We start from the raw sequence: 21,092 nt of genomic DNA, 5'->3' as shown, positions 1-21,092 counted from the left end.
GCACCAGTCAACGACGACTGCCGTTCTCCGGATTTTGCCGAGGCCAGTGCTGGCCGCGGCGAGGGGATCAAGGCGCCATACCCGGGCGCCTCGAGCAATCGTTGATCTCCCATCTCCCCGGACGGATGAGCGTTTCAATCAACCTGCGTCGCTTCCGGCAGGCAACCGGCGCGGCCGAATTGTGCAAGGGGATTTTACGAATGGCCTATCTCGCACCGTCCGAATTCGTCACCAAGATGGTCGACGCCGGTGAATCCAAGATATTCATGTCGACGCGCGACACCGTGATCCGCGCCTACATGGCCGGCGCGATCCTCGCGCTGGCGGCCTGGTTCGCCGTGACGATCAACGTCAACACCGGGCAGCCGATCATCGGCGCGCTGCTGTTCCCGGTCGGCTTCTGCATGCTCTATCTGCTGGGCTTCGACCTCTTGACCGGCGTGTTCGTGCTCTCGCCGCTGGCGCTGCTCGACAAGCGCCCCGGTGTCACGCTCGGCGGCGTGCTGCGCAATTGGGGCCTCGTCTTCATCGGTAATTTCGCCGGCGCGCTCACGGTGGCCTTCATGATGGCGTTCGTGACCACGTTCGGCTTCACGACGGAGCCCGACAAGGTCGGCATGACGATCGGCAACATCGGCGAGGGCCGCACGCTGGGCTACGCGGCGCATGGCGCGGCGGGCATGGCCACTTTGTTCATCCGCGGCATGCTCTGCAACTGGATGGTCTCGACCGGCGTCGTCGGCGCCATGATCTCCACCACGGTGCCCGGCAAGGTGATCGCGATGTGGATGCCGATCCTGGTGTTCTTCTACATGGTGTTCGAGCATTCGGTCGTGAACATGTTCCTGTTCCCGTCCGGGCTGATGCTGCACGCCAAGTTCTCGATCATGGACTATTTCATCTGGAACGAGATTCCGACCGTGCTCGGCAACCTCGCCGGCGGCCTCGCCTTCACCGGGCTCACGCTCTACACGACGCATGTGAAGACCGCGCCGAAGCGCGAGCGCCTCGCCGCTTGATCCTGGCCGGCTTATGGGTCTCTCCTGTCGGGAGGGATCCTGGGGCCTGCATGAGGCGATGCCGCGCGCGCTGAACATATCGGTCGGGCAATTCTCTGATCAGGGCCGCAAGGACACCAATCAGGATTTCCACGGCGTGCTGATCCCCGACGAGCCGCTGCTCGGCTTGAAGGGGATCGCCGTGGTGCTCGCCGACGGCATCTCCTCGAGCAGCGTCAGCCGTATCGCTGCGGAGTCCGCGGTCAAGAGCTTCCTGACCGACTACTACTGCACCTCGGAATCCTGGTCGGTGAAGAGTTCGGCGCAGCGGGTGCTGGAGGCGACCAATTCCTGGCTGCATGCGCAGACGCGGCGCAGCCAGAATCCCTACGACAAGGACAAGGGCTACGTCTGCACGCTGAGCGCCCTGGTGATCCGGTCGACCACCGCACATCTGTTCCATGTCGGCGACAGCAGGATCTACCGCGTCGCCGGCAACAGCCTCGAGCAACTCACCAACGACCACCGCGTCGTGGTCTCGTCGCAGCAAAGCTATCTCGGCCGCGCGCTCGGGGTGAACCCGCAGCTCGAGATCGACTACCAGAACCTTCCGCTCGAGCGCGGCGATACGTTCCTGCTGGTGACCGACGGCGTCTATGAGCACGTCCCGGCGCGGCAGCTGGCGCGGACGATCCGGGACGGCGCCGCCGACCTCGACGCCGCCGCGAAATCGATCGTCGAACAGGCGTATGAGAACGGCAGCCCGGACAATCTCACCGCGCAGATCATCCGGATCGACGAATTGCCGGACGGCGATGCTGGCGAGGTGTTCGGTCAGCCCACCGGGCTGCCGCTGCCGCCACTGCTCGAAGCCAGGATGCTGTTCGACGGCTACCGCATCGTGCGCGAGCTGCACGCGTCGCACCGCAGCCACATCTATCTCGCGGTCGACGAGGACAGCGGCACCACGGTCACGATCAAGATCCCCTCGATCGATCTGCGCGACGATGGCGCCTATCTGAAGCGCTTCATGATGGAGGAGTGGGTCGCGCGGCGGATCGACAGTCCGCATGTGCTGAAGCCGTTTCTGCCGCCCCGCAGGCGCAACTTCCTCTATGTCACGATGGAGTACATCGACGGCCAGACCCTGACGCAGTGGATGATCGACAACCCTGCGCCGTCGCTGGAGACGGCGCGCGACATCACCGAGCAAATCGCGCGAGGGCTGCGCGCGTTCCACCGCAAGGAGATGCTGCACCAGGACGTCAGGCCCGACAACATCATGATCGACAAAACAGGTACGGTGAAGATCATCGATTTCGGCTCGACCCGGATCGCGGGCGTCGCGGAGGCGGTGGCTGCGGGCGTCGACGACATTCTGGGCACCCAGCAATACACCGCGCCGGAGTATTTCCTGGGCGAGGGCGGCACCGCGCGCTCCGACCTGTTCTCGCTTGGCGTCGTCACCTATCAGATGCTGACGGGCCGCTTGCCCTATGGCGCGCAGATCGCGCGCGCCCGCACCCGATCCGAGTTCAACCGGCTGCTCTATCGTCCGGCCGCACATGGCGGCCGCGAGATCCCCCGCTGGGTCGACGGCACGCTGGAGCGTGCCGTGCATGTCAATCCGCTCAAGCGCTACGACAGCTTTTCCGAGTTCCTGTTCGACTTGCGCAATCCCAACGCAAGATATCTGGCGACGTCATCGACCCCGCTGATCGAGCGCAACCCGGTGCTGTTCTGGAAGTCGACCACGCTGCTGCTGGCGCTCGTCGTGCTGCTGCTGCTGGCCTATGGCGCGCATCATTGGCGGTAGGAAGCCGAGTCGTCGACCTTTCCCCGTCACCCTGAGGAGCGCGCACTTGCGCGCGTCTCGACGGGTCGACGGCCCCGCCGGTGGCCGCTTCATTCTTCGAGACGCGCTGCGCGCTCCTCAGGATGACGGGGAGAGAGATGGATGGACGTCGCTAATGCGTGGCACCCGAGGCAATTGGATCCAGTCCGCTCTTCACCAGCGCGTCGCGGGCATCTGACGAGGCGAGGAAGCTGATCAGCGCCTTGCCGGCCTCGGGCTGCTTCGAGACGGTCGCGATCCCGGCGGAGAACACCGTGATCTTTTGCAACGGCTCCGGCAGTGGACCGACGATGTCGATGCCGCTGACCGGCTTCAACTCGGAAATCTGCTGCAAGCCGATCTCGGCCTCGCCCTTGGCGACGATCTCGCCGACCGGGGTCGCCGGGATCATCCGCGCCTTGTCCTTCATCTGGTCGGCGATCCCGAGCTCGCCGAACATCTCGGTCGAGACATAGACGCCGCTGGCGCTGTCGGAATAGGCGACCGATTTCGCCGCCAGCAGCGCCTGCTTGACGCCGTCCGCCGAACCGATGTCGGGCTTCGGCGCGCCTGACTTGACCGCGATGCCGATCGGCGATTTCACCAGGTCGACGCGGCTGTCGGCCACCACCTTGCCCTGCTTGATCAGGTCGCCGAGCGCGTAGCCGACCATGATCAACACGTCAGCCGGCTCGCCGCGTGCAAGCCGCGCCGGAATCGCGTTGGCCGTGGTGCCCATCGACGGTCCGAACGCGGTCACCACCTTGTGCCCGGTCTTGCGCTCGAACTCCGGCACCAGCGCCTTGTAGGCCGCGCTCAGCCCGCCCGAGATCATGACATGGACTTCGGCGGCGCTTGCCGTTGATGTGATGGCGACGGCGCCGATCAAGGCGAGCGTGAGGGCACGGAGGCCGGTGAGGACGCGCATGGAGTTTCTCCCTGGACGATTCTTCGAGAGCGGGGTCGTCGTGGCCGGGGAGACTATAGCTCGGGAAGAGGCGTGACTAGCCGCCACTCGTCATTGCGAGGAGCGTAGCGACGAAGCAATCCATCGTTCCGCATGCATGGATCGATGGATTGCTTCGCTACTCTCGCAATGACGGGGAGGGAGCGTCCGCACCCTCACGAATTCACATGCACGAAATCGCGCAGCAGCGGGTAGATCTCGTTGTTCCAGCGCTTGCCGGAGAACACGCCGTAATGGCCGACGCCGGCCTGCATGTGATGCACCTTGCGATAGGTGCGGACGCCGGTGCAGAGGTCCTGGGCGGCGAGCGTCTGGCCGATCGAGCAGATGTCGTCCTTCTCGCCCTCCACCGTCATCAGGCCCATGCGCCGGATCGCCGCCGGGTTCACCGGGCGGCCGCGATGCATCAGCATGCCCTGCGGCAGCAGGTGCTCCTGGAACACGTCGCGCACCGTCTCGATGTAGAATTCCGCCGGCAGATCCATCACGGCGAAATACTCATCGTAGAAGGTCTTGATCACCTCGGCCTTGTCGGTCTCGCCCTTGGCGAGGTGGTCGGCGAGATCGATGTGCTGCTTGATGTGACGCTCCAGGTTCATCGACACGAACGCCGTGAGCTGCACGAAGCCGGGATAGACCTGGCGCAACGCGCCCTTGCACTGCATCGGCACGTAGTTGATCAGATTGTCCTCGAACCATTTGATCGGCTTGCTCTTGGCGAACTGGTTCACCTTGGTCGGCAGGATCCGTGTGTCGATCGGGCCGGCCATCAGGGTCAGCGACGCCGGCCGCGCCGGATGATTGTCTTCCGACATGACGGCGGCGGCGGCGAGCGCCGACACCGAAGGCTGGCAGATCGCCACCATGTGCGCCCGCGGGCCGAGCTGGCCGAGGAAATCGATCAGATGGTCGGTGTAATCCTCGAGCCCGAAGCGGCCCTCGCTGCGCGGGATGTCGCGCGGATTGTGCCAGTCGGTGATGTAGACGTCGTGGTCCTGTAGCAGCGTCTTCACGGTGCCGCGCAGCAACGTCGCGAAATGTCCGGACATCGGCGCCACCAGCAGCAGCCGCGGCTGCTCCGGTCCGTCCACCTTCCTGAAATGCAGCAGCGAGCCGAACGGCGTCGCATAGGCGACCTCCTCGGTGACCTGCAATTCCCTGTTGCCGACGGTGACGCTGCCGATGCCGTAATCGGGGCGGGCGTAGGTCAAGGTGGAGCGCGAGATCAGCTCGAGCGCGGCGGCGAGCCGGCCGAACGTCCGGTCGGACGCGCCCCGGGGCGCCAGGTTGAGATAACGCAATGCCGCCGCGGCGCCGGTCCGCCACGGCGCCGTGAGGTCCATATGGTTCTGATAGGCCTGGTACAGCATCGACATCATACGCATCCACCCGGTGGCCCGGTCTGCCAAGCAATATCGAGGCCAGAGGTCGGCTCACTGCCCGGCAAATTGGCACGTGGCTTGCTGCGAAAATGACCGGCTCCGGGGTGCGCGGCGGTTGGACCGGCGGGCGGCGTCCGGCAGCGAGACGGTTTCGGGCGTGAGGGACTGACATGGCGAAAGCAACACTCACCATCAGCAGCAAGAACTATTCGTCCTGGTCGCTGCGCGGCTGGCTGCTGGCGAAATTCGCCGGACTGGAGTTCGAGGAGGTGGTCACCGCGCCTGATGATCCCTCGGCGCGGGCCGAACTGCTGCTGCTGTCGTCATCGATCCTGGTGCCTTGCCTGCGCCACGAGGGCGCGACGGTCTGGGATACGCTGGCGATCGGCGAGTATCTCAACGAGATCATGCCGCACGCCGGACTGCTGCCGGAGGACCGGATCCAGCGCGCGCATTGCCGCTCGATCTCGGGAGAGATCCATTCCGGCTTCACCACGCTGCGGTCGTCGCTGCCGGTCAATCTGAAGGGGCATTTTCCCGGCTTCAAGATCTGGTCGCGGGCCCAGGCCGACATCGACCGCGTCTGCACCATCTGGCGCGATTGCCTGGCCAAGTCCGGCGGGCCGTTCCTGTTCGGCGAACGCCGCACCATGGCGGACGCGATGTATGCGCCGGTCGTGACCCGCTTCATGACCTATGACGTGAAGCTCGACCCCGGCCTCGCGGCCTATGCCAGGACCATCCTAGCGATGCCCGAGATGCAGGAATGGATCGAGGCCGCGAAGGCCGAGCCTGCCGATGTCGAGGAGCTCGAGGTCGAATATTAGGCAGCGCATGCCAGGAGCAGCCCGCATCGGCGGCTCAAGCTGCGGGCAAGCAATGCTCAACGGACGTGCCGCCGGCGCCAGGCATCGGCGCCGCGCGACGATCGAGCGCAGCACGCGCCGAACGCGAATTCGTGTCTCGTGCCAGATGCTTCCGCGGCGATGGCCGCGAGCGGCGAGACCGATCGCCGCGGCGCGAGCGGGCTGGCAAGGATTTCGCATAGCAAGATTCGAGCTGTGACCGCGACGATGCGACGCTGCCGAAAATTTGGACGCCGAGCCGCGCCGCGATCTCGCGAACACGAGAACCGTGGAGGCTTGAAATGAACCAGCACGCCGTCGTCAGCAAATTCTCCCACGTCAAACCCGGTGACACCGAGTTCAAGGGCGGAGGTCTGCGCGACTTCTTCCTGTATCGCGATCTTGGCATTGCCGATGCCACCAGCGGGCAGGTGATCTGCCATCTGGTCAAGGCCAATCCCGATCTGCCGCCCGAGCACGGCACCGGCTGGCACAAGCATCTGTGCGACTTTCAGATCGTGATCATGACCAAGGGCTGGGCCCGCTTCATGTACGAGGACAAGGAGACGCTGGTCGAGGCCGGCGACGTCATCCATCAGCGTCCCGGCATCACCCACTATCTGTTCGATTACTCGAAGGACATGGAATATCTCGAGATCGTCAGCCCCGCCGATTTCAAGACCGTCGATGTGCCGCCGGCGACCGAGACGGTGCCGCCGGTCACCCCATGGGAATGATCGCCACTTAAAATCAGAGAGGGGCTCGCGATGTCGTCCGCGGAGGAATTAACCTTTGTGGTCGGCCGCTGGGTGCGGCCGATCGTCATGCTTCTGTATGTGGTGCGCTGCGCCGGGCTGATGACCACATCTAGCCGTGAACAACGGAGTACAGCGCTCGATCAGTGATTCGGACGCGGTTCGTTCCATCCGCGTTCCAAATCTTAAGACGATCGGCGTGCGCGTCGCGTTTTGAAACAGCACACGCCGTGATCCCCGCGACGAACGCGACGTGCTCGTGCGAGGATCGTGAGTATTGAGTGCGCCTGACCGGCTCAGGCGATGCCCGCCTGCTTCTCGCGCGGCATGCGCCAGGCGATGACATTGGCTTCCAGCGTGCCGCCGGTTGCGTCATTCCGCCACTGGCCGTTGACGAAGCGGCACGCGAACGGCAGCTGATACGTTCCGCTATGATCCTCGCAAAGCACTTCCACGCGTTGTTCCGGCGAAGGTTCGCCATTGCCATCGAATTGCGCCAGCCGTTTTTCGCGCGTAGCCATGCGATCTGTCTCCACTGCCCAAGGTCGAGCCAAAAGGGGTCGAACCAAACAAGTTCCGAAGGCCCCCGTCCCCACGAGTAGTCCCCGTAATGAAATGAAGCACACCGCTCGAATGCGGTTTCAGTGTGGTATGTGTGCCTTGCTTTCTGCGTCGCGTGCACAAATCTGTGAATGACGCGCTTGATTGGGGATGCCGATGATCGCTCGCTATGCACTTGTCTTGCTCATGCCGCTTGCGCTCGGCGCCGTCGGAACCGCGCATGCGCAGGACGTTCCCGGCATCGAGATCTGCACCGTCGAGAAGACGATGGAGCGGCGCACGAGTTGCTTGCAGAGCAATGTCGATTTCTTGCAGAAGACCATCACCAAGCTGACGACAGATCACCAGCAGAAGCTCGACGCTGCCAACCGGCAGATCGAGAGCTTGAAGATTTCGGTCGCGGGCTTGCAGAAGCTCGTCACCGACTTGCAGGCCGCGCAGGTCAAGCTGACCGAGGACCTGAAGAAGAAAGCCGACGCGGCGCCGGCAAAGGATGGGGCGCCTGCCGCGAAGGATGGGACGAAGTAGCGCACCGTCATTGCGAGGAGCGAAGGATTCGTTCTACGCCACCCGGTACGTCTCCATCACGTCGCGATCCGGCTCGTAGCCGAGGCCGGGGCCTTGCGGCACGGCGACATGGCCATGGGCGTCGACAGCGATGCGATCGCCCCACAGGCAGGCAGGGCGCTTCATGAAGAACACCTCGATCAGCCCTTCGTCGCGGATCGCCATCAGATGCAGGGTGGCGAGGAAGCCCGGCCCGAAATAGGGCGAGTGCGGAATCACCTGGACACCGAACTCGTCGGCGAGCACGGCCACCCGCAGGAATTCGGTGACGCCGCCGACCTTGATCACCGACGGCTGCGCGTGACTGACCGCGCCGGCGGTCATCATCTGGCGGAATTGATGCACGGTGCAGGCATTCTCGCCGGCCGCGATATCGAGCCGGCCTTCTCGTCGCACCTCCGCGAGCGTGGCGAAATCCTCAGGCGGCCAGACCGGCTCCTCCAGGAACATCGGCGCGGCCTGCTTGCAGTCGCGGGCGAACTGGATCGCCGCCGGCCCATCCAGCGGGCAGTTCATGTCGACCATCAGCGGCACGCCGGGGCCGATCGCTTCACGCGCGGCTGATACCGCGGGCACGGTGGTCTCGTGCAGCTTGATCGCGGCATAGCCAAGCTTGATCGCCTTCTTGCATTCGGCGGCGATATGCGCGGCATTGCCGATCCGCATCAGGCTCGCATAGGCCGGGATCGTGCTGCGCCTCGCGCCGCCGATCAGTTGATGCAACGGCTCGCCCTTCACCTTGCCGGCGAGATCCCACAGCGCGATGTCGAGCGCCGAGATCGCGAACATCGTGATGCCGTAGCGGCCGAACAGGTGCAGATTGCGCTGGATATGCTCCATCACGGCGGGAATCCGGGCGGCGTCGGGCACTTCGAGGCCGCGTGCCTGCGGCGCGATCATCTCGGTGACCGCCATGCAACTGGTCTTCGGGCAGACATAGGCGAAGGCGTCGCCCCAGCCGGTCAGGCCGGCGTCGGTCGACACCTCGACCAGCACCATGTCGAGCGCGGAGATCGCGGAGGCGCCCTGGCGGAAGCTCGCTGGTCCCGCGTCGTAGGGAATGCGGATGTGGTGGGCGCGGACGTCGGTGATTTTCATTGTTGTTGTCCTTCCAGTCGCAGGATGTGCCTGGAGTCGTGCTGGCCGGACACTTCAGCCTGGGTCCGCCATCGCTTCCGTCCGGGCTCCTGCAAGGCATGCTGTCCCAAGTCTTGCTGTCCCAAGTCTTGCTGTCCCAAGTTTTGCCAGTGGAATAGCTTGCGCGCGAATCGTGTCGAAGACGTGGATGCCCGGCGCAAGGCCGGGCATCATGAAGCCTCAAGTTGTGGAGCTGCGCCCTAGCTGTTCTTCTCGCCGCTCATGATCGGGCCGAACCGCTCCCAGCTCTCGCCCTTGAAGCGCATCATCTGCAACTGCTCAATCGGTGCATAATCGTCCGGCCCGGTCCTGATCTTGGTGCCGGGCAGATAGATGCCGATCTCGAAGTTGAGGCTGGCCGCCTGCTTCATCAGGTTCTCGCGGGTGAGGTTGTCGCCGCATTGCCGCAACACCTGCTCCAGCCCCTTGGCGACGCCGTAACCGAACACGGTCGAAGCGTCGTTCTGGTCGCCCTCGGGATACCACTTGGTCATGAAGGCGCGCCACTCGTTCATGGCTGGATCGTTCTTCCACTCGTGATCGGCGGGGTCCTTCAGATACTGGGTCGACAGGATGCCCTGGCTCGCCTCATAGCCGGCCGGCTTCATCACGCCGCCGATCGAGACCGAGACGTTGGTGAGGAATTGCACCGGGTGCCAGTCCAGCTCGGCGGCCTTCTTGATCGCCTGCGCCGCGAATTTCGGCGTCGCGATGTTGACGAAGATGTCGGGATTGGCGCCCTTGATCTGCACGATCTGCGAATCCACCGTCGGCGACGAGGTCTCGTAGGAGGATTCGACGATGATCAGTTTCTTGGCCTGATCGCCGAGCCCGTCATGCAGGCCGTTGAGATAGTCCTTGCCGAAATCGTCGTTCTGATAGAGCACGCCGATGGTCTTGCCGGGATAATTCTGCAGAATGTATTTGGCATAGATGCGCGCCTCGACCTGGTAGCTCGGCTGCCAGCCCATGGTCCACGGGAAGTTCTTCGGGTCGTTCCACTTGGCGGCGCCGGTCGAGACGAACAGCTGCGGCACCTTCTTGGCGTTCATGTATTTCTGGATCGCGGTATTGCCCGGCGTGCCCAGCGGATTGAAGATCAGCAGCACCTCGTCGCTCTCGACCAGCTTGCGGGCCTGCTCGACCATCTTCGGCGGGCTGTAGGCGTCATCGTAGGAGATGAAGTTGACCTTGCGGCCGTTGATGCCGCCTTCGCTGTTGAGCTTGTTGAAATAGGCCGCTTCGGTCTTGCCGATGGTGGCATAGGCTGACGCCGGCCCCGAATAGGGCATGATGTTGCCGACCTTGATCTCGGTGTCGGTCGCGCCCGGGTCGTATTTCTTCTGTGCGTTGGCCGCGCTTGCGACCGCGATGGTCAAGAGCCCCGCGAGCGCCGCAGACTTGAGACAGTTGGCATAGCTAACCAGTCGGTGATGCATCATTGTCCTCCCTGACATGCTGGCCGGCGGCTCGTGCAGTCTTGATTTTCGGGCAGCTTGATGAGCCGTCGGATCGATGCGTTAGCGAGTATGCACGATTGCAACGGTGTTGGCAGCAACGCCTTTGGGATAAATTTCCGCGGAACGAAATCACGGTTTCGCCGCTGCGCAGCAAGGATTGTCAAACGCCCGGCGCTGCGGCCGAGCATGATGCCCGAACTTTGCAGGAAAGCCGTCGTCCATGAACCCAGCCCAGAAAGCGCTCTGGTACATCGAAGGCCATCTCGGCAGGTCGCTGACGCTCGACGACATCGCGGCCGTCGCCGGGGTGTCGCGCTTCCATCTGGTGCGGGCATTCGCGGAGGCGACCGGGTTCTCGGTGATGCGCTACGTGCGGGCGCGCCGGCTCAGCGAAGCCGCGCGCGAGCTCGCGGCCGGCGCGCCCGATATTCTCACGCTGGCGCTGGACGCGGACTACGGCTCCCACGAAGCGTTCACCCGCGCGTTCCGTGACCATTTCGGCGTCACGCCGGAGACGGTGCGCGCGACGACCTGCCTGACCAAGCTCAAGCTCCAGGAGCCGATCTCCATGATCTCGACGGCCCTCGATCACATCGACCCGCCGCGGATGGCGACCGGCAAGGCGTTCCTCGTCGCCGGCATCGGCGAGCGCTACAACCACACCAATGACAGCACGGCCGGCATTCCGAACCAGTGGAGTAGCTTCCACCAGCAATGCGCGCATATTCCTCGCCAGGTCGGCAATGGTGCCTATGGCGTCTGCTGCAACGGCGACGATGCCGGCAATTTCGACTACATCGCGGGCGTCGAGGTCGCCGATTTCTCCGACCTGCCGCGCGAGTTCGCACGGGTCCGGATCCCGGCGCAGAACTACGTGGTGTTCACCCACTCAGAGCACATCTCGACTATCCGACGCACCCACAACACGATCTGGAATCGCTGGCTGCCGCAGTCCGGCATGAAGGTGGCCGACGCGCCGAACTTCGAGCGCTACGACGAGAGGTTCGATGCGTCGACCGGCAATGGCGGGTTGGAGATCTGGGTGCCGGTGAGGGAGTAGGTGCTCTCATCCCGTCATTCCGGGGCTCGCCGAAGGCGAGAGCCCGGAATCCATCAGGCCGCGTCACCTGTGCAGACATGGATTCCGGGCTCTCGCTTCGCGAGCCCCGGAATGACGGCGACGAATGTGGCGGCCTTGAGCTGGTTGCAAACCTAGTGCGTGCGCGCGAGGCAGAACGCGACGACTTCTTCCAGCGCGGTCTTCATCGGCGAGGGCGGGAACAGCGCCAGTGCGTCGACGGCCATTGCGCCATAGTGATGGGCGCGGCTGATCGTGTCCTCGAGGGCGCGGTGCTTGGTCATCAGCCCGATCGCGTGGTCGAGGTCGTCCGATCCGATCTCGCCGCGCTCCAGCGCGCGGATCCAGAACTTGCGCTCGGTGTCGTTGCCGCGGCGGAAGGCGAGCACCACCGGAAGCGTGATCTTGCCCTCGCGGAAATCGTCGCCGACATTCTTGCCGAGCTTCGCGGATTTGCCGCCATAGTCGAGCACGTCGTCGACGAGCTGGAAGGCGATGCCGAGATTCATGCCGACCGAGCGGCAGGCGGTCTGCTCGGCCTTGGGCCGGTTGGCGATGACAGGGCCAACCTCGCAGGCGGCGGCGAACAATTCAGCGGTCTTGCCGCGGATCACGGCGAGATATTCGTCCTCGGTGGTCGCGGTGTTCTTGGCGGCGGCGAGTTGCATCACCTCGCCCTCGGCGATGGTGGCGGCGGCGGCGGACAGGATGTCGAGCGCGCGCAGCGAGCCGACCTCGACCATCATCCGGAACGCCTGGCCGAGCAGGAAGTCGCCGACCAGCACGCTGGCCTCGTTGCCCCACAGCATCCGCGCGGACAATTTGCCGCGGCGCAGTTCGCTCTCGTCGACCACGTCGTCATGCAGCAGGGTCGCGGTGTGCATGAACTCGACCGCGGCGGCGAGCTTGATATGGCCGTCGCCGGAGTATTCCGAAAGCTGGGCCATCGCCAGGGTCAGCATCGGGCGCAGCCGCTTGCCCCCTGAGGAGATCAGATGATTGGCGACCTCCGGGATCATGGTGACTTCGGAGCCGGTCCGCGACAGGATCGTCGCGTTGACGCGCTCCATGTCGGCGGCGACAAGTCCCACCAGCCCGTCGATCGAAGCATTTGACGGGCTTTCGAAGGGTACAATAACCGCCACGCTGGTCTCCAATTTTGCCGAATACGCACTATGCTCAGCTATAACAATAGAAACTGCGCGGGGCAGCGGCAAGGCCACGAAGTTGTTGACATGTGACGCATTGGCCGCACAGCCGGGCCGACAGGAGAGCGTATTTTGCGGGAATTGGTACGGACCAATGACGTGGTGCTGGTCTCCGCCATCGGGGCGTTGCTCGACAGCGCTAACATCCATCATCTGGTGCTGGACCAGAACATGAGCATCATCGAGGGCTCGCTCGGCGTGTTGCCGCGGCGGATCCTGGTGCATGAGGACGACAACCTCGAGGCCCGCCAGCTTTTGACCGATGCCGGTCTGGGCCACGAATTGCGCGCTGATGATTAGAGCGATTTCAAGCGAAGTGGGTCCCGGTTCGCGTGAAGAACGCGCGCCAAAGAAGGAGTCGCCGGCCATCGAGATCACCGAGGACGGATTTCTCGGCGGGCAGTTGCGGCTGCGGCAGCCCCGCAGCGGCCATCGTGCCGGCCATGACGCGATCCTGCTGGCAGCCGCGACCCCGGCGCGACCGGGCGACCGCGTCGTCGATCTCGGCGCCGGCGTCGGCGCCGCCGGGCTTGCGGTGGCGCGGCGGGTGGGAGGCATCGATCTCGTCCTAGTTGAAATCGATCCCGCTTTGGCCGACCTAGCGCGGAATAATGCCGGCGCCAATGCGATCAAGGCCGAGGTGACCGTGCTCGATGTCGAGGCCTCTGCCTCCGCTTTCGCCGATTCCGGCCTCGGGCCTGACAGTGCCGACGTCGTGCTGATGAATCCGCCGTTCAACGATCCGGCGCGGCACCGCGCCTCGCCGGACGGCGTGCGCGAGCGTGCCCATGTCGCGATCGCGACCACGCTGGCCGGCTGGGTTCACGTCGCGCGGCGGATTCTCAGGTCCAACGGGCAGCTTGCGATGATCTGGCGGGCGGATGGGATCGCCGAGGTGCTGGCCGCGCTGGATCGCGGCTTTGGCAGCCTCGAGATCCTGCCGGTTCACGGCGAGGCGAGTTCGCCGGCGATCCGAATCCTGGTGCGGGCCACCAAGGGTGGCCGGGCACCGACGCGGCTGCATGCCGCGCTGTTGCTCAATGAAGGGTCAGGCGTGCCCAATAAATGGGTGCAGGAGATTTTGGCGGGAAAAGGAGAATTGCCGCTGGCGCGGCGTTAGTGGGCAGCAACGCTGCCCAGCCGTGATTGGCACTTAGTTACTGCGAGGCCGTTTCCGACTGACGCTCCGGCGCCGACGTGAAGTGGATCGCCGTCAGGAGTGTTCCGATCAGCAAAATCAGCAGATAGATCTTCATGGTCCCTCTCCGCCGCGAATTGCAACCCCAATGACAAAATGCAAAACGCGTTCCACGGAATCCAATGACAGTGGCGTGATAAAAAGTGGTTAATTCGAGGTAACGGCATGAGTGAACAAAGAAGTGATCGCCAAGGACTTTCCCAGGGACGTTCGGGACTGCTCGAACGGATGCAGGGAATGCTTCCGGCACGCTTCCGGCGCGGCACGGCCGTCGTCCCGGTGGTGCGGCTGTCAGGCGTGATCGGCGCGGTGACGCCGCTGCGGCCGGGCATGACGCTCTCGGGCGTCGCCAAGATGCTGGAGCGCGCCTTTGGCACCAGGAATGCCAAGGCGGTGGCGCTGGTGATCAATTCGCCGGGCGGCTCGCCGGTGCAATCCCGGCAGATCTATCTGCGCATCCGGCAGCTGGCGGCCGAGAAGAAGCTGCCGGTCCTGGTGTTCGCGGAGGATGTCGCGGCCTCCGGCGGCTACATGATTGCCTGCGCCGGCGACGAGATCTATTGCGACCCGTCCTCGATCCTGGGCTCGATCGGCGTGGTCGGCGGCAGCTTCGGCTTCCAGGAGGCGATCAAGAAGATCGGGGTCGAGCGGCGGCTCTACACGGCCGGCAGCCACAAGGCGATGCTCGATCCGTTCCTGCCCGAAAACCCTGATGACGTCGCCCGCCTCAAGGCGATCCAGCGCGAAATCCACACCACCTTCATCAACCTGGTGAAGCAGAGCCGGGGCAGCCGGCTGAAGGCGGCCGATGACGTGCTGTTCACCGGCGAATACTGGGCGGGCGAGACCGCTATCGGCCTCGGGCTGGCCGATGGCATCGGCGATCTCCGCTCCACCTTGCGGGCCCGCTATGGCGAGAAGGTGCTGACCCCGGTGATCGCGCCCGCGACCGGCCTATTGTCCGGCCTGCTCGGCCGCCGGGCCCCGGGGGCGGGGCAGCTCGCGCTGGACGGGCTTGCCGGTCTGCCGGACGACCTGATCTCGGCGTTGGAAACACGGGCGATCTGGGCCCGATTCGGGCTCTGAACACGGGGATTTGAGCGCGCCATTTAGCCCCAAAAGTGCGATTGCGGCGCAGGCCGCGTTGCGCGAGAATAGGGGTATTGGGGGCCTGACAGACGTGAACGACAAGGATCGACCGATGCCGCCGCTGATTGCATTCGCAGGCGTCCTGGGTGGCCTGGCCGTGGTCCGCTGGGCTTACAAGACGGCCGTCCGGATCAACCAGGAACTGGAAGAGGCGCGCTTGTCGCGCGTGGCCGAGACCGCGCACGCGAGCGAAATCAAGACCCTGCGCCGCGACCCCGTGACCGGGGCCTATCGCCCGGGCTAACCAGCGCCCAAAACCGCAAAAGGGCGGTGCCGGATTTTCCGGCATCGCCTTGATTCCATTGGCTGCCGCCGATACGGTCCCGCGCGTTTTCACACCCCTTCGCGAGATCGATTCCAACGATGGACGCCCTGCCTGACCACATGCGCCCGGAACGTTCGTTCCAGGGCTTCATCCTGGCTCTCCAGCGGTTCTGGGCCGAGCAGGGTTGCGTCATCCTGCAACCCTACGACATGGAAATGGGCGCCGGCACCTTCCATCCCGCGACCACGCTGCGCGCGCTGGGTCCGAAGCCCTGGAATGCGGCCTATGTGCAGCCCTCGCGGCGGCCCAAGGACGGCCGCTACGGTGAAAATCCCAACCGTCTCCAGCACTACTACCAGTTCCAGGTGATCATGAAGCCGTCGCCGCCGAACCTTCAGGAGCTCTACCTGAAGTCGTTGGCCGCGATCGGTATCGATTCGGCCATCCACGACATACGCTTCGTCGAGGACGATTGGGAGAGCCCGACCTTGGGCGCCTGGGGTCTCGGCTGGGAATGCTGGTGCGACGGCATGGAGGTCAGCCAGTTCACCTATTTCCAGCAGGTCGCCGGCGTCGAATGCGCGCCGGTCGCGGGCGAGCTCACCTACGGGCTCGAGCGGCTCGCGATGTATGTGCAGGGCGTCGACCGTGTCTACGACCTCAACTTCAACGGCCGCGAGGGCGCCGAGAAGGTGACCTATGGCGACGTCTTCCTGCAAGCCGAGCAAGAATATTCGCGGCACAATTTCGAATATGCAGACACCGCGATGCTGTTCGAGCAGTTCAGGATGGCCGAGGACGCCTGCCGCAAATATCTCGCCGCCGGTTGGCGTGAGGGTGGCAATCAAAAGGAACATCTGATGGCCTTGCCGGCCTACGACCAGTGCATCAAGGCGAGCCACGTGTTCAATCTGCTCGACGCCCGCGGCGTCATCTCGGTGACCGAGCGGCAGAGCTACATCGGGCGCGTGCGCGATCTGGCGAAGGCGTGCGGCGAGGCCTGGATCCACACCGAAACGGGCAGGGCGGTCTGATGCCCGATCTTCTCCTCGAACTGTTCTCCGAAGAAATCCCCGCGCGCATGCAGGCCAAGGCGGCGGACGATCTGCGCCGCATGGTGACCGACAAGCTCGTCGCCGAAGGCCTCGTCTATGAAGGCGCGAAAGCCTTCGCGACCCCGCGTCGCCTCGCGTTGACCGTGCACGGCATTCCGGCGCGCCAGCCCGACCTGAAGTCCGAGCGTCGCGGCCCGAAGATCGGCGCCCCTGACGCTGCTGTGCAGGGCTTTCTGAAAGCGACCGGTCTCACGTCGCTGGATGAAGCCAAGATCCAGAAGGATGCCAAGGGCGACTTCTACATCGCGCTGATCGAAAAGCCCGGCCGCCCCGCGGTCGACGTCATCGCCGAAATCCTGCCGGTCATCATTCGGACCTTCCCGTGGCCGAAATCGATGCGCTGGGGTGCGCGCTCGGCGAAGTCAGGCTCGCTGACCTGGGTGCGCCCGCTGCATTCGATCATTGCGACCTTCGGTCTGGAGACCGAGGAGCCCGATGTCGTGAAATTCTCGGTCGACGGCATCGAAGCCGGGCAGACCACCTACGGCCACCGCTTCATGGCACCTAGCGCGATCCCGGTGCGCCGCTTCGAGGACTACGAGGCGAAGCTGAAGGCTGCGAAAGTCATCCTCGATCCGCAGGCGCGCAAGGACATCATCGTCGAGGACGCCAAGGAGCTGGCGTTCGCGCAGGGCCTCGAACTGGTCGAGGATCAGGTGCTGGTCGATGAGGTCTCCGGCCTCGTCGAATGGCCCGTCGTGATGATGGGATCGTTCGAGAAGGAATTTCTGGTCATCCCCGATGAGGTGATCCGCGCCACCATCCGCAACAACCAGAAGTGCTTCGTGGTCAGGGATCCCAAGACGGGGAAATTGACCAACAAGTTCGTGCTGACCGCCAACATCGAGGCGCCCGATGGCGGCAAGACCATCGTCGCCGGCAATGAGCGTGTGATTCGCCCGCGACTGTCGGACGCGAAGTTCTTCTACGAGACCGACCTGAAGACCAGTCTCGAAGACCGGCTGCCGAAGTTCGAGCAGATCGTGTTCCACGAGAAGCTCGGCACCCAGGCTGCGCGGATCAAGCGCATCGAGCGTCTTGCCGCCGAGATCGCGCCCTTGGTCGGCGCCGACGTCGAGAAGACCAAACGCGCCGCGCGTCTCGCCAAGGCGGATTTGCTGACCGAAGTGGTCGGCGAATTCCCCGAATTGCAGGGCCTGATGGGCAAGTATTACGCGCTGGCGCAGGGCGAGGATGCCTCCGTCGCCGCCGCGAGCGAGGAACACTGGAAGCCGCAGGGGCCGACCGATCGCGTGCCGACCGATCCTGTGAGCGTTGCTGTGGCGCTGGCGGACAAGCTCGATACGCTCGCCGGATTCTGGGCGATCGACGAGAAGCCGACAGGCTCGAAGGATCCGTACGCGCTGCGCCGCGCCGCACTGGGTGCAATCAGGCTGATCGTCGAAAACGCGCTGCGTCTGCCGATCCTGAAGGTCGCCAAGTCCGCGCTGCTCGGACTGTCGGTCAAGGCCGATGCCGAAACGCTGCCGAACGATCTGCTCGCGTTCTTCGCCGACCGCCTCAAGGTCCAGCTCCGCGAACAGGGCGCCCGTCACGATCTCGTCGACGCCGTGTTTTCGCTTGGCGGTCAGGACGACCTGCTGCTGGTCGTTCGCCGCGTGGAGGCGCTCGGAAAATTCCTCGACAGCGACGACGGCAAGAACCTGCTCGCAGGAACAAAACGCGCCAGCAACATCCTCGCTATCGAGGAGAAGAAGGACAAGCGCACATTCGACGGCGCGCCTGACGCTGCACTCTACAAGCTCGACGAAGAGAAGGCGCTGGCGGCGGCGATCGATCAGGTGAAGACCGAGGCCTCCGCGTCCGTCGCCAAGGAGGACTTCGCCGCCGCGATGAGCGCGATGGCCAAGCTGCGCCCCGCGGTCGATGCGTTCTTCGACAAGGTCAAGGTCAACGACGACGATCCCAAGGTGCGCGAAAACCGCCTGAAGCTGCTCAACGAAATCCGTGCCGCCACCCGTGCGGTTGCCGACTTCTCCAAAATCGAGGGCTGATCGATGGACCGCGCGACGCTCGCCGCTTATGACAAGGAGGCGGCGGCGTTTGCGCAGGACTGGCACGACCAGCCGGCGCCGATCGATCTCCAGGAGATCGTCGCGCAGTTCTTCATCAAGGGCGGTGCGACCGCCGATATCGGCTGCGGCAGCGGCCGCGAGGTGGCCTGGCTGAACGCCAACGGCTTTCCGGCCGAAGGCTTTGATGCCTCCGAGGGTCTGCTCGCCGAGGCCTGTGTCCGCTATCCGAAGCTGCGCTTCACCCAGGCCGAACTGCCCGAGCTATCCGGCATCGCCGCCAACAGCTTCGACAATGTGCTGTGCGAGACCGTGATCATGCATCTCGATCCCGCGCTGATCGCGCCGTCGGTGCGCCGCATGTTCGAACTCGTGCGACCCGGCGGCGTCTTCTATCTGAGCTGGCGCGTCACCCGAGGCGACGATGCGCGCGATGCGCATGGCCGGCTCTATGCCGCCTTCGATGCGGCGTTGGTGCGGACTGAGCTGGCGGCGGCCGAACTGCTGCTCGACGCGGAAGTCGTCAGTGCATCCTCCGGCAAGGTCATCCACCGCATCGTTGCCCGCAAGCGCAGCTAGCCACGTCTGGAAATATTTCGACACAATTTGCAATTTATTAACCATGCCCTGCGAAGGTCCTGGCGGATCAACGATTTCTTAAGAAATCGCCCCTCGCGCCAATGCAGGGACCTGCCCGATGACCTCGATCGGCACCACCGCCAATCCCTACGCCCAATATGGCTCGGCCTATGCGCGTGCTGCCGCGACGCCCTCGCTGGCGGCGACCCTGTCGGGCGACGGCACCGCCAGCGACCTCTCGGCGTCCGCGACCCCTGGCGCTGCAACCAACCTCACGCTGTCGGACGCGGCCCGCGCGCAGCTCGCCAAGGCACCGCTGCCGGATTTCGCGACCGTCACCAGCGATGCGCGCACGACGCTCGACCGGCTCTATACGGTCGCGGGCGTCAAGAAGCCGATCGTCGACGGCAAGACCACGATTGATCTCTCGACCCTCGACCGCCGCTCGCTGTTTGCGATCTCGACCAACAATGGCGGCAAGTTCACGCCGGACGAGCAGGCGGTTGCCGCGACCGAATTGAAGCAGCGCTTCGACAAGGCCTTGGCGCCGTCGCTCGCGACCACGCGGCTGACCGGCGACTACAGCGTCAGCTACAAGGCGGCGCTCGATTATCTCGATGGTGCCAGCGACGAGGAGAAGGCCACCGCGACCTGGGCCAGCCAGCGCGCCGCGGTGCTGAAGGGTTATCAGGCGACGCAGCAGGATCCGAACAAGGCGCCAAGCGGGATCACGGGCGATCCGATCGCGGCCGCGCTGGCCGGGACCACGTCACCGACGACGGGCCATACGCGCGACTTCGCCAGCGTGGCGACCGACGTGCGTGCCTTCCTTGATCGGCAGAAGAGCGACGCGGCGAAGAACGGCAAGGAACTGGTTTACGATTCCCGCCGCAAGACCGGACAGCTCGCCGATCTGTCGTCGCTCGACAATCGCTCGCTGTCGGCGATCACGCTGAACCAGGACAAGAAGTTCTCCGGCGAAGAGATCTTCGCGGCCAAGCAGGAGCTCAACACGCGGACCCGCCTTGCCGTGCTCGACGCGCTGAAGCAGAGCCAGTCCGCCGGCGATCCCCGCCAGTTCTCGCTCGGCATCCTCAAGCAATATTCCTCGATGAGCGCGGAAGAGCGCCAGGCGGCCAACTGGACCCAGGATTTCCAGGACGCCGCGATCAAGAACTACAAATCGACCTCGACGCTGCTCTCGATCCTGAGATCGTAGGCAGGCGCCAAAGGAAGATGAGCTTGGATTGAACCGGTTCGATCAACGCACTTGCTTCACCTCTTCCCATCGGGGAGAGGTCGATTTGCGCGGCAAATCGGGTGAGGGGCCGCAACTCCAACGAGGGACCGCAACCCCTCACCCGGCGCTACGCGCCGACCTCTCCCAAGGGAGAGGTAAACCACGGCTGTCGACCCAGCCCAACTCAATGTCATCACACGCCAGAGTTCATCGCATCACAACAGAAAAGCCCCACCCGGAGGGGAGGCCGGGCGGGGCTTTCTGGTCCGGTCGATGTTCGCGCACATCCGCTTGCGCGACGTCCGGACTGTTCGTTCAGGCGATCGTGCTGACGTCGATCTAGTCGACCACCTGAACGATCCGTCGCGAACGCGGCTCGACCAGAACGGTCTCGCCGTTCACGACGGTGTAGCGATAGGGCGTCGCGCCGAACCGTTGCGGCACGTCGTAATAGGTCACGCCGGCGTCGGGCAGCACGGTGCCGACGACGACGCGGTCCGGAACGCTGTAGTTTGGCACGCGCTCGCGCACGATGTATTCGCGGAAGGCGGGACGCTGATCGACCGCAATCCCTCCATCCTCCTCGACTGCAACCGGCGGACCACCGCGGACGATGCCGACGGTCTGGGCCTGTGCGGCAACAGCCGGCACCGTGATCGCGGCCGCAACCGCTGCAACGGCAAGTAACCTGTTTCGCATGGCTGGCTCCATTCTTTCACGC

The 21,092-nt window shown here is 64.4% G+C and carries 21 protein-coding genes; 14 read left to right on the top strand and 7 right to left on the bottom strand.

Annotated elements, in window-relative coordinates; genetic code table 11:
* Positions 1 to 200 precede the first annotated feature (200 nt).
* Positions 201 to 1,019, top strand: a complete 819-nt coding sequence (locus tag B2W55_RS23760; RefSeq protein WP_024579932.1) for a formate/nitrite transporter family protein — start codon at positions 201 to 203, stop codon at positions 1,017 to 1,019.
* A gap of 58 nt (positions 1,020 to 1,077) precedes the next feature.
* Positions 1,078 to 2,814, top strand: coding sequence for a bifunctional protein-serine/threonine kinase/phosphatase (locus B2W55_RS23755; protein WP_024579933.1), 1,737 nt, complete (start codon positions 1,078 to 1,080; stop codon positions 2,812 to 2,814).
* A gap of 151 nt (positions 2,815 to 2,965) precedes the next feature.
* Here the strand turns inward: B2W55_RS23755 and B2W55_RS23750 are convergent, their stop codons facing one another.
* Together B2W55_RS23750 and B2W55_RS23745 are read right to left on the bottom strand one after the other, a co-directional pair.
* A complete protein-coding gene (locus tag B2W55_RS23750; RefSeq protein WP_024579934.1) occupies positions 2,966 to 3,760 on the bottom strand; it encodes an extracellular solute-binding protein in 795 nt (264 codons plus the stop codon).
* Between the two features lie 194 nt (positions 3,761 to 3,954).
* Positions 3,955 to 5,178 carry a polyhydroxyalkanoate depolymerase gene (locus B2W55_RS23745; protein WP_024579935.1) on the bottom strand — a complete coding sequence of 408 codons (1,224 nt, stop codon included), beginning with the start codon at positions 5,176 to 5,178 and terminating at the stop codon, positions 3,955 to 3,957.
* Positions 5,179 to 5,351: 173 nt separating this feature from the next.
* On the opposite strand from B2W55_RS23745, the gene B2W55_RS23740 reads away from it, so the two are divergent.
* Together B2W55_RS23740 and B2W55_RS23735 are read left to right on the top strand one after the other, a co-directional pair.
* On the top strand, positions 5,352 to 6,008 hold the full coding sequence (locus tag B2W55_RS23740) for a glutathione S-transferase (RefSeq protein WP_024579936.1): 657 nt from the start codon (positions 5,352 to 5,354) through the stop codon (positions 6,006 to 6,008).
* A 320-nt stretch (positions 6,009 to 6,328) separates the two neighbouring features.
* Positions 6,329 to 6,763 (top strand): cupin domain-containing protein, encoded by a 435-nt coding sequence (locus B2W55_RS23735; protein WP_024579937.1) that lies wholly within the window; start codon positions 6,329 to 6,331, stop codon positions 6,761 to 6,763.
* A gap of 314 nt (positions 6,764 to 7,077) precedes the next feature.
* Here B2W55_RS23735 and B2W55_RS23730 read toward each other — a convergent pair whose 3' ends face one another.
* On the bottom strand, positions 7,078 to 7,302 hold the full coding sequence (locus tag B2W55_RS23730; protein ID WP_024579938.1) for a hypothetical protein: 225 nt from the start codon (positions 7,300 to 7,302) through the stop codon (positions 7,078 to 7,080).
* Positions 7,303 to 7,498: 196 nt separating this feature from the next.
* On the opposite strand from B2W55_RS23730, the gene B2W55_RS23725 reads away from it, so the two are divergent.
* Complete coding sequence (locus tag B2W55_RS23725) at positions 7,499 to 7,870, top strand: hypothetical protein (RefSeq protein ID WP_024579939.1); 372 nt, start codon at positions 7,499 to 7,501, stop codon at positions 7,868 to 7,870.
* A 33-nt stretch (positions 7,871 to 7,903) separates the two neighbouring features.
* Here the strand turns inward: B2W55_RS23725 and B2W55_RS23720 are convergent, their stop codons facing one another.
* Positions 7,904 to 9,007, bottom strand: a complete 1,104-nt coding sequence (locus B2W55_RS23720) for a mandelate racemase/muconate lactonizing enzyme family protein (RefSeq protein WP_024579940.1) — start codon at positions 9,005 to 9,007, stop codon at positions 7,904 to 7,906.
* 239 nt (positions 9,008 to 9,246) lie between these two features.
* Complete coding sequence (locus B2W55_RS23715; RefSeq protein ID WP_024579941.1) at positions 9,247 to 10,488, bottom strand: ABC transporter substrate-binding protein; 1,242 nt, start codon at positions 10,486 to 10,488, stop codon at positions 9,247 to 9,249.
* Between the two features lie 238 nt (positions 10,489 to 10,726).
* On the opposite strand from B2W55_RS23715, the gene B2W55_RS23710 reads away from it, so the two are divergent.
* On the top strand, positions 10,727 to 11,566 hold the full coding sequence (locus B2W55_RS23710; protein ID WP_024579942.1) for an AraC family transcriptional regulator: 840 nt from the start codon (positions 10,727 to 10,729) through the stop codon (positions 11,564 to 11,566).
* 152 nt (positions 11,567 to 11,718) lie between these two features.
* On the opposite strand, the gene B2W55_RS23705 is transcribed toward B2W55_RS23710, so the two are convergent.
* Positions 11,719 to 12,729 carry a polyprenyl synthetase family protein gene (locus B2W55_RS23705; protein WP_024579943.1) on the bottom strand — a complete coding sequence of 337 codons (1,011 nt, stop codon included), beginning with the start codon at positions 12,727 to 12,729 and terminating at the stop codon, positions 11,719 to 11,721.
* Between the two features lie 135 nt (positions 12,730 to 12,864).
* On the opposite strand from B2W55_RS23705, the gene B2W55_RS23700 reads away from it, so the two are divergent.
* The 8 genes from B2W55_RS23700 to B2W55_RS23665 all read left to right on the top strand — a co-directional run bounded on the left by B2W55_RS23700 (position 12,865) and on the right by B2W55_RS23665 (position 20,350).
* A complete protein-coding gene (locus B2W55_RS23700) occupies positions 12,865 to 13,092 on the top strand; it encodes a DUF2007 domain-containing protein (protein WP_024579944.1) in 228 nt (75 codons plus the stop codon).
* The gene (locus B2W55_RS23695) at positions 13,085 to 13,912 is read left to right on the top strand and encodes a tRNA1(Val) (adenine(37)-N6)-methyltransferase (RefSeq protein WP_244442157.1); all 828 of its coding nucleotides are present in this window, start codon (positions 13,085 to 13,087) and stop codon (positions 13,910 to 13,912) included. Before B2W55_RS23700 ends, B2W55_RS23695 begins: the two co-directional genes overlap by 8 nt.
* A gap of 243 nt (positions 13,913 to 14,155) precedes the next feature.
* Entirely contained in the window at positions 14,156 to 15,076 is a 921-nt protein-coding gene (locus B2W55_RS23690) for a S49 family peptidase (RefSeq protein ID WP_024579946.1), read from the top strand.
* Between the two features lie 115 nt (positions 15,077 to 15,191).
* Positions 15,192 to 15,383, top strand: coding sequence for a hypothetical protein (locus tag B2W55_RS23685; protein ID WP_024579947.1), 192 nt, complete (start codon positions 15,192 to 15,194; stop codon positions 15,381 to 15,383).
* A 119-nt stretch (positions 15,384 to 15,502) separates the two neighbouring features.
* Positions 15,503 to 16,438 carry a glycine--tRNA ligase subunit alpha gene (locus tag B2W55_RS23680; protein ID WP_024579948.1) on the top strand — a complete coding sequence of 312 codons (936 nt, stop codon included), beginning with the start codon at positions 15,503 to 15,505 and terminating at the stop codon, positions 16,436 to 16,438.
* A complete protein-coding gene (glyS, locus tag B2W55_RS23675; RefSeq protein ID WP_024579949.1) occupies positions 16,438 to 18,534 on the top strand; it encodes a glycine--tRNA ligase subunit beta in 2,097 nt (698 codons plus the stop codon). The genes B2W55_RS23680 and glyS overlap by 1 nt, the downstream gene beginning before the upstream one ends.
* A gap of 3 nt (positions 18,535 to 18,537) precedes the next feature.
* Complete coding sequence (locus tag B2W55_RS23670; protein WP_024579950.1) at positions 18,538 to 19,131, top strand: class I SAM-dependent methyltransferase; 594 nt, start codon at positions 18,538 to 18,540, stop codon at positions 19,129 to 19,131.
* A 118-nt stretch (positions 19,132 to 19,249) separates the two neighbouring features.
* Positions 19,250 to 20,350, top strand: coding sequence for a hypothetical protein (locus tag B2W55_RS23665; RefSeq protein WP_024579951.1), 1,101 nt, complete (start codon positions 19,250 to 19,252; stop codon positions 20,348 to 20,350).
* A gap of 360 nt (positions 20,351 to 20,710) precedes the next feature.
* On the opposite strand, the gene B2W55_RS23660 is transcribed toward B2W55_RS23665, so the two are convergent.
* Positions 20,711 to 21,070: a DUF1236 domain-containing protein gene (locus B2W55_RS23660; RefSeq protein ID WP_024579952.1), complete on the bottom strand. Its 360-nt coding sequence runs from the start codon at positions 21,068 to 21,070 to the stop codon at positions 20,711 to 20,713.
* Positions 21,071 to 21,092 lie beyond the last annotated feature (22 nt).

This window comes from Bradyrhizobium sp. UBA2491 (assembly GCF_002341725.1).
Taxonomy (GTDB): Bacteria; Pseudomonadota; Alphaproteobacteria; order Rhizobiales; family Xanthobacteraceae; genus Bradyrhizobium.
The sequence above is the reverse complement of the archived record's forward strand: the minus strand, read 5'-3'. Positions and strand labels throughout refer to the sequence as shown.

Excerpts from the sequence above, each read along its gene's own strand:
- B2W55_RS23680 (WP_024579948.1), top strand. The coding sequence starts at position 15,503 with ATGGACGCCCTGCCTGACCACATGCGCCCGGAACGTTCGTTCCAGGGC.
- B2W55_RS23730 (WP_024579938.1), bottom strand. The coding sequence starts at position 7,302 with ATGGCTACGCGCGAAAAACGGCTGGCGCAATTCGATGGCAATGGCGAA.
- B2W55_RS23715 (WP_024579941.1), bottom strand. The coding sequence starts at position 10,488 with ATGATGCATCACCGACTGGTTAGCTATGCCAACTGTCTCAAGTCTGCG.
- B2W55_RS23690 (WP_024579946.1), top strand. The coding sequence starts at position 14,156 with ATGAGTGAACAAAGAAGTGATCGCCAAGGACTTTCCCAGGGACGTTCG.
- B2W55_RS23755 (WP_024579933.1), top strand. The coding sequence starts at position 1,078 with ATGCCGCGCGCGCTGAACATATCGGTCGGGCAATTCTCTGATCAGGGC.
- B2W55_RS23710 (WP_024579942.1), top strand. The coding sequence starts at position 10,727 with ATGAACCCAGCCCAGAAAGCGCTCTGGTACATCGAAGGCCATCTCGGC.
- B2W55_RS23695 (WP_244442157.1), top strand. The coding sequence starts at position 13,085 with ATGATTAGAGCGATTTCAAGCGAAGTGGGTCCCGGTTCGCGTGAAGAA.
- glyS (WP_024579949.1), top strand. The coding sequence starts at position 16,438 with ATGCCCGATCTTCTCCTCGAACTGTTCTCCGAAGAAATCCCCGCGCGC.
- B2W55_RS23670 (WP_024579950.1), top strand. The coding sequence starts at position 18,538 with ATGGACCGCGCGACGCTCGCCGCTTATGACAAGGAGGCGGCGGCGTTT.
- B2W55_RS23750 (WP_024579934.1), bottom strand. The coding sequence starts at position 3,760 with ATGCGCGTCCTCACCGGCCTCCGTGCCCTCACGCTCGCCTTGATCGGC.
- B2W55_RS23760 (WP_024579932.1), top strand. The coding sequence starts at position 201 with ATGGCCTATCTCGCACCGTCCGAATTCGTCACCAAGATGGTCGACGCC.
- B2W55_RS23735 (WP_024579937.1), top strand. The coding sequence starts at position 6,329 with ATGAACCAGCACGCCGTCGTCAGCAAATTCTCCCACGTCAAACCCGGT.
- B2W55_RS23720 (WP_024579940.1), bottom strand. The coding sequence starts at position 9,007 with ATGAAAATCACCGACGTCCGCGCCCACCACATCCGCATTCCCTACGAC.
- B2W55_RS23660 (WP_024579952.1), bottom strand. The coding sequence starts at position 21,070 with ATGCGAAACAGGTTACTTGCCGTTGCAGCGGTTGCGGCCGCGATCACG.
- B2W55_RS23745 (WP_024579935.1), bottom strand. The coding sequence starts at position 5,178 with ATGATGTCGATGCTGTACCAGGCCTATCAGAACCATATGGACCTCACG.
- B2W55_RS23685 (WP_024579947.1), top strand. The coding sequence starts at position 15,192 with ATGCCGCCGCTGATTGCATTCGCAGGCGTCCTGGGTGGCCTGGCCGTG.
- B2W55_RS23725 (WP_024579939.1), top strand. The coding sequence starts at position 7,499 with ATGATCGCTCGCTATGCACTTGTCTTGCTCATGCCGCTTGCGCTCGGC.
- B2W55_RS23740 (WP_024579936.1), top strand. The coding sequence starts at position 5,352 with ATGGCGAAAGCAACACTCACCATCAGCAGCAAGAACTATTCGTCCTGG.
- B2W55_RS23665 (WP_024579951.1), top strand. The coding sequence starts at position 19,250 with ATGACCTCGATCGGCACCACCGCCAATCCCTACGCCCAATATGGCTCG.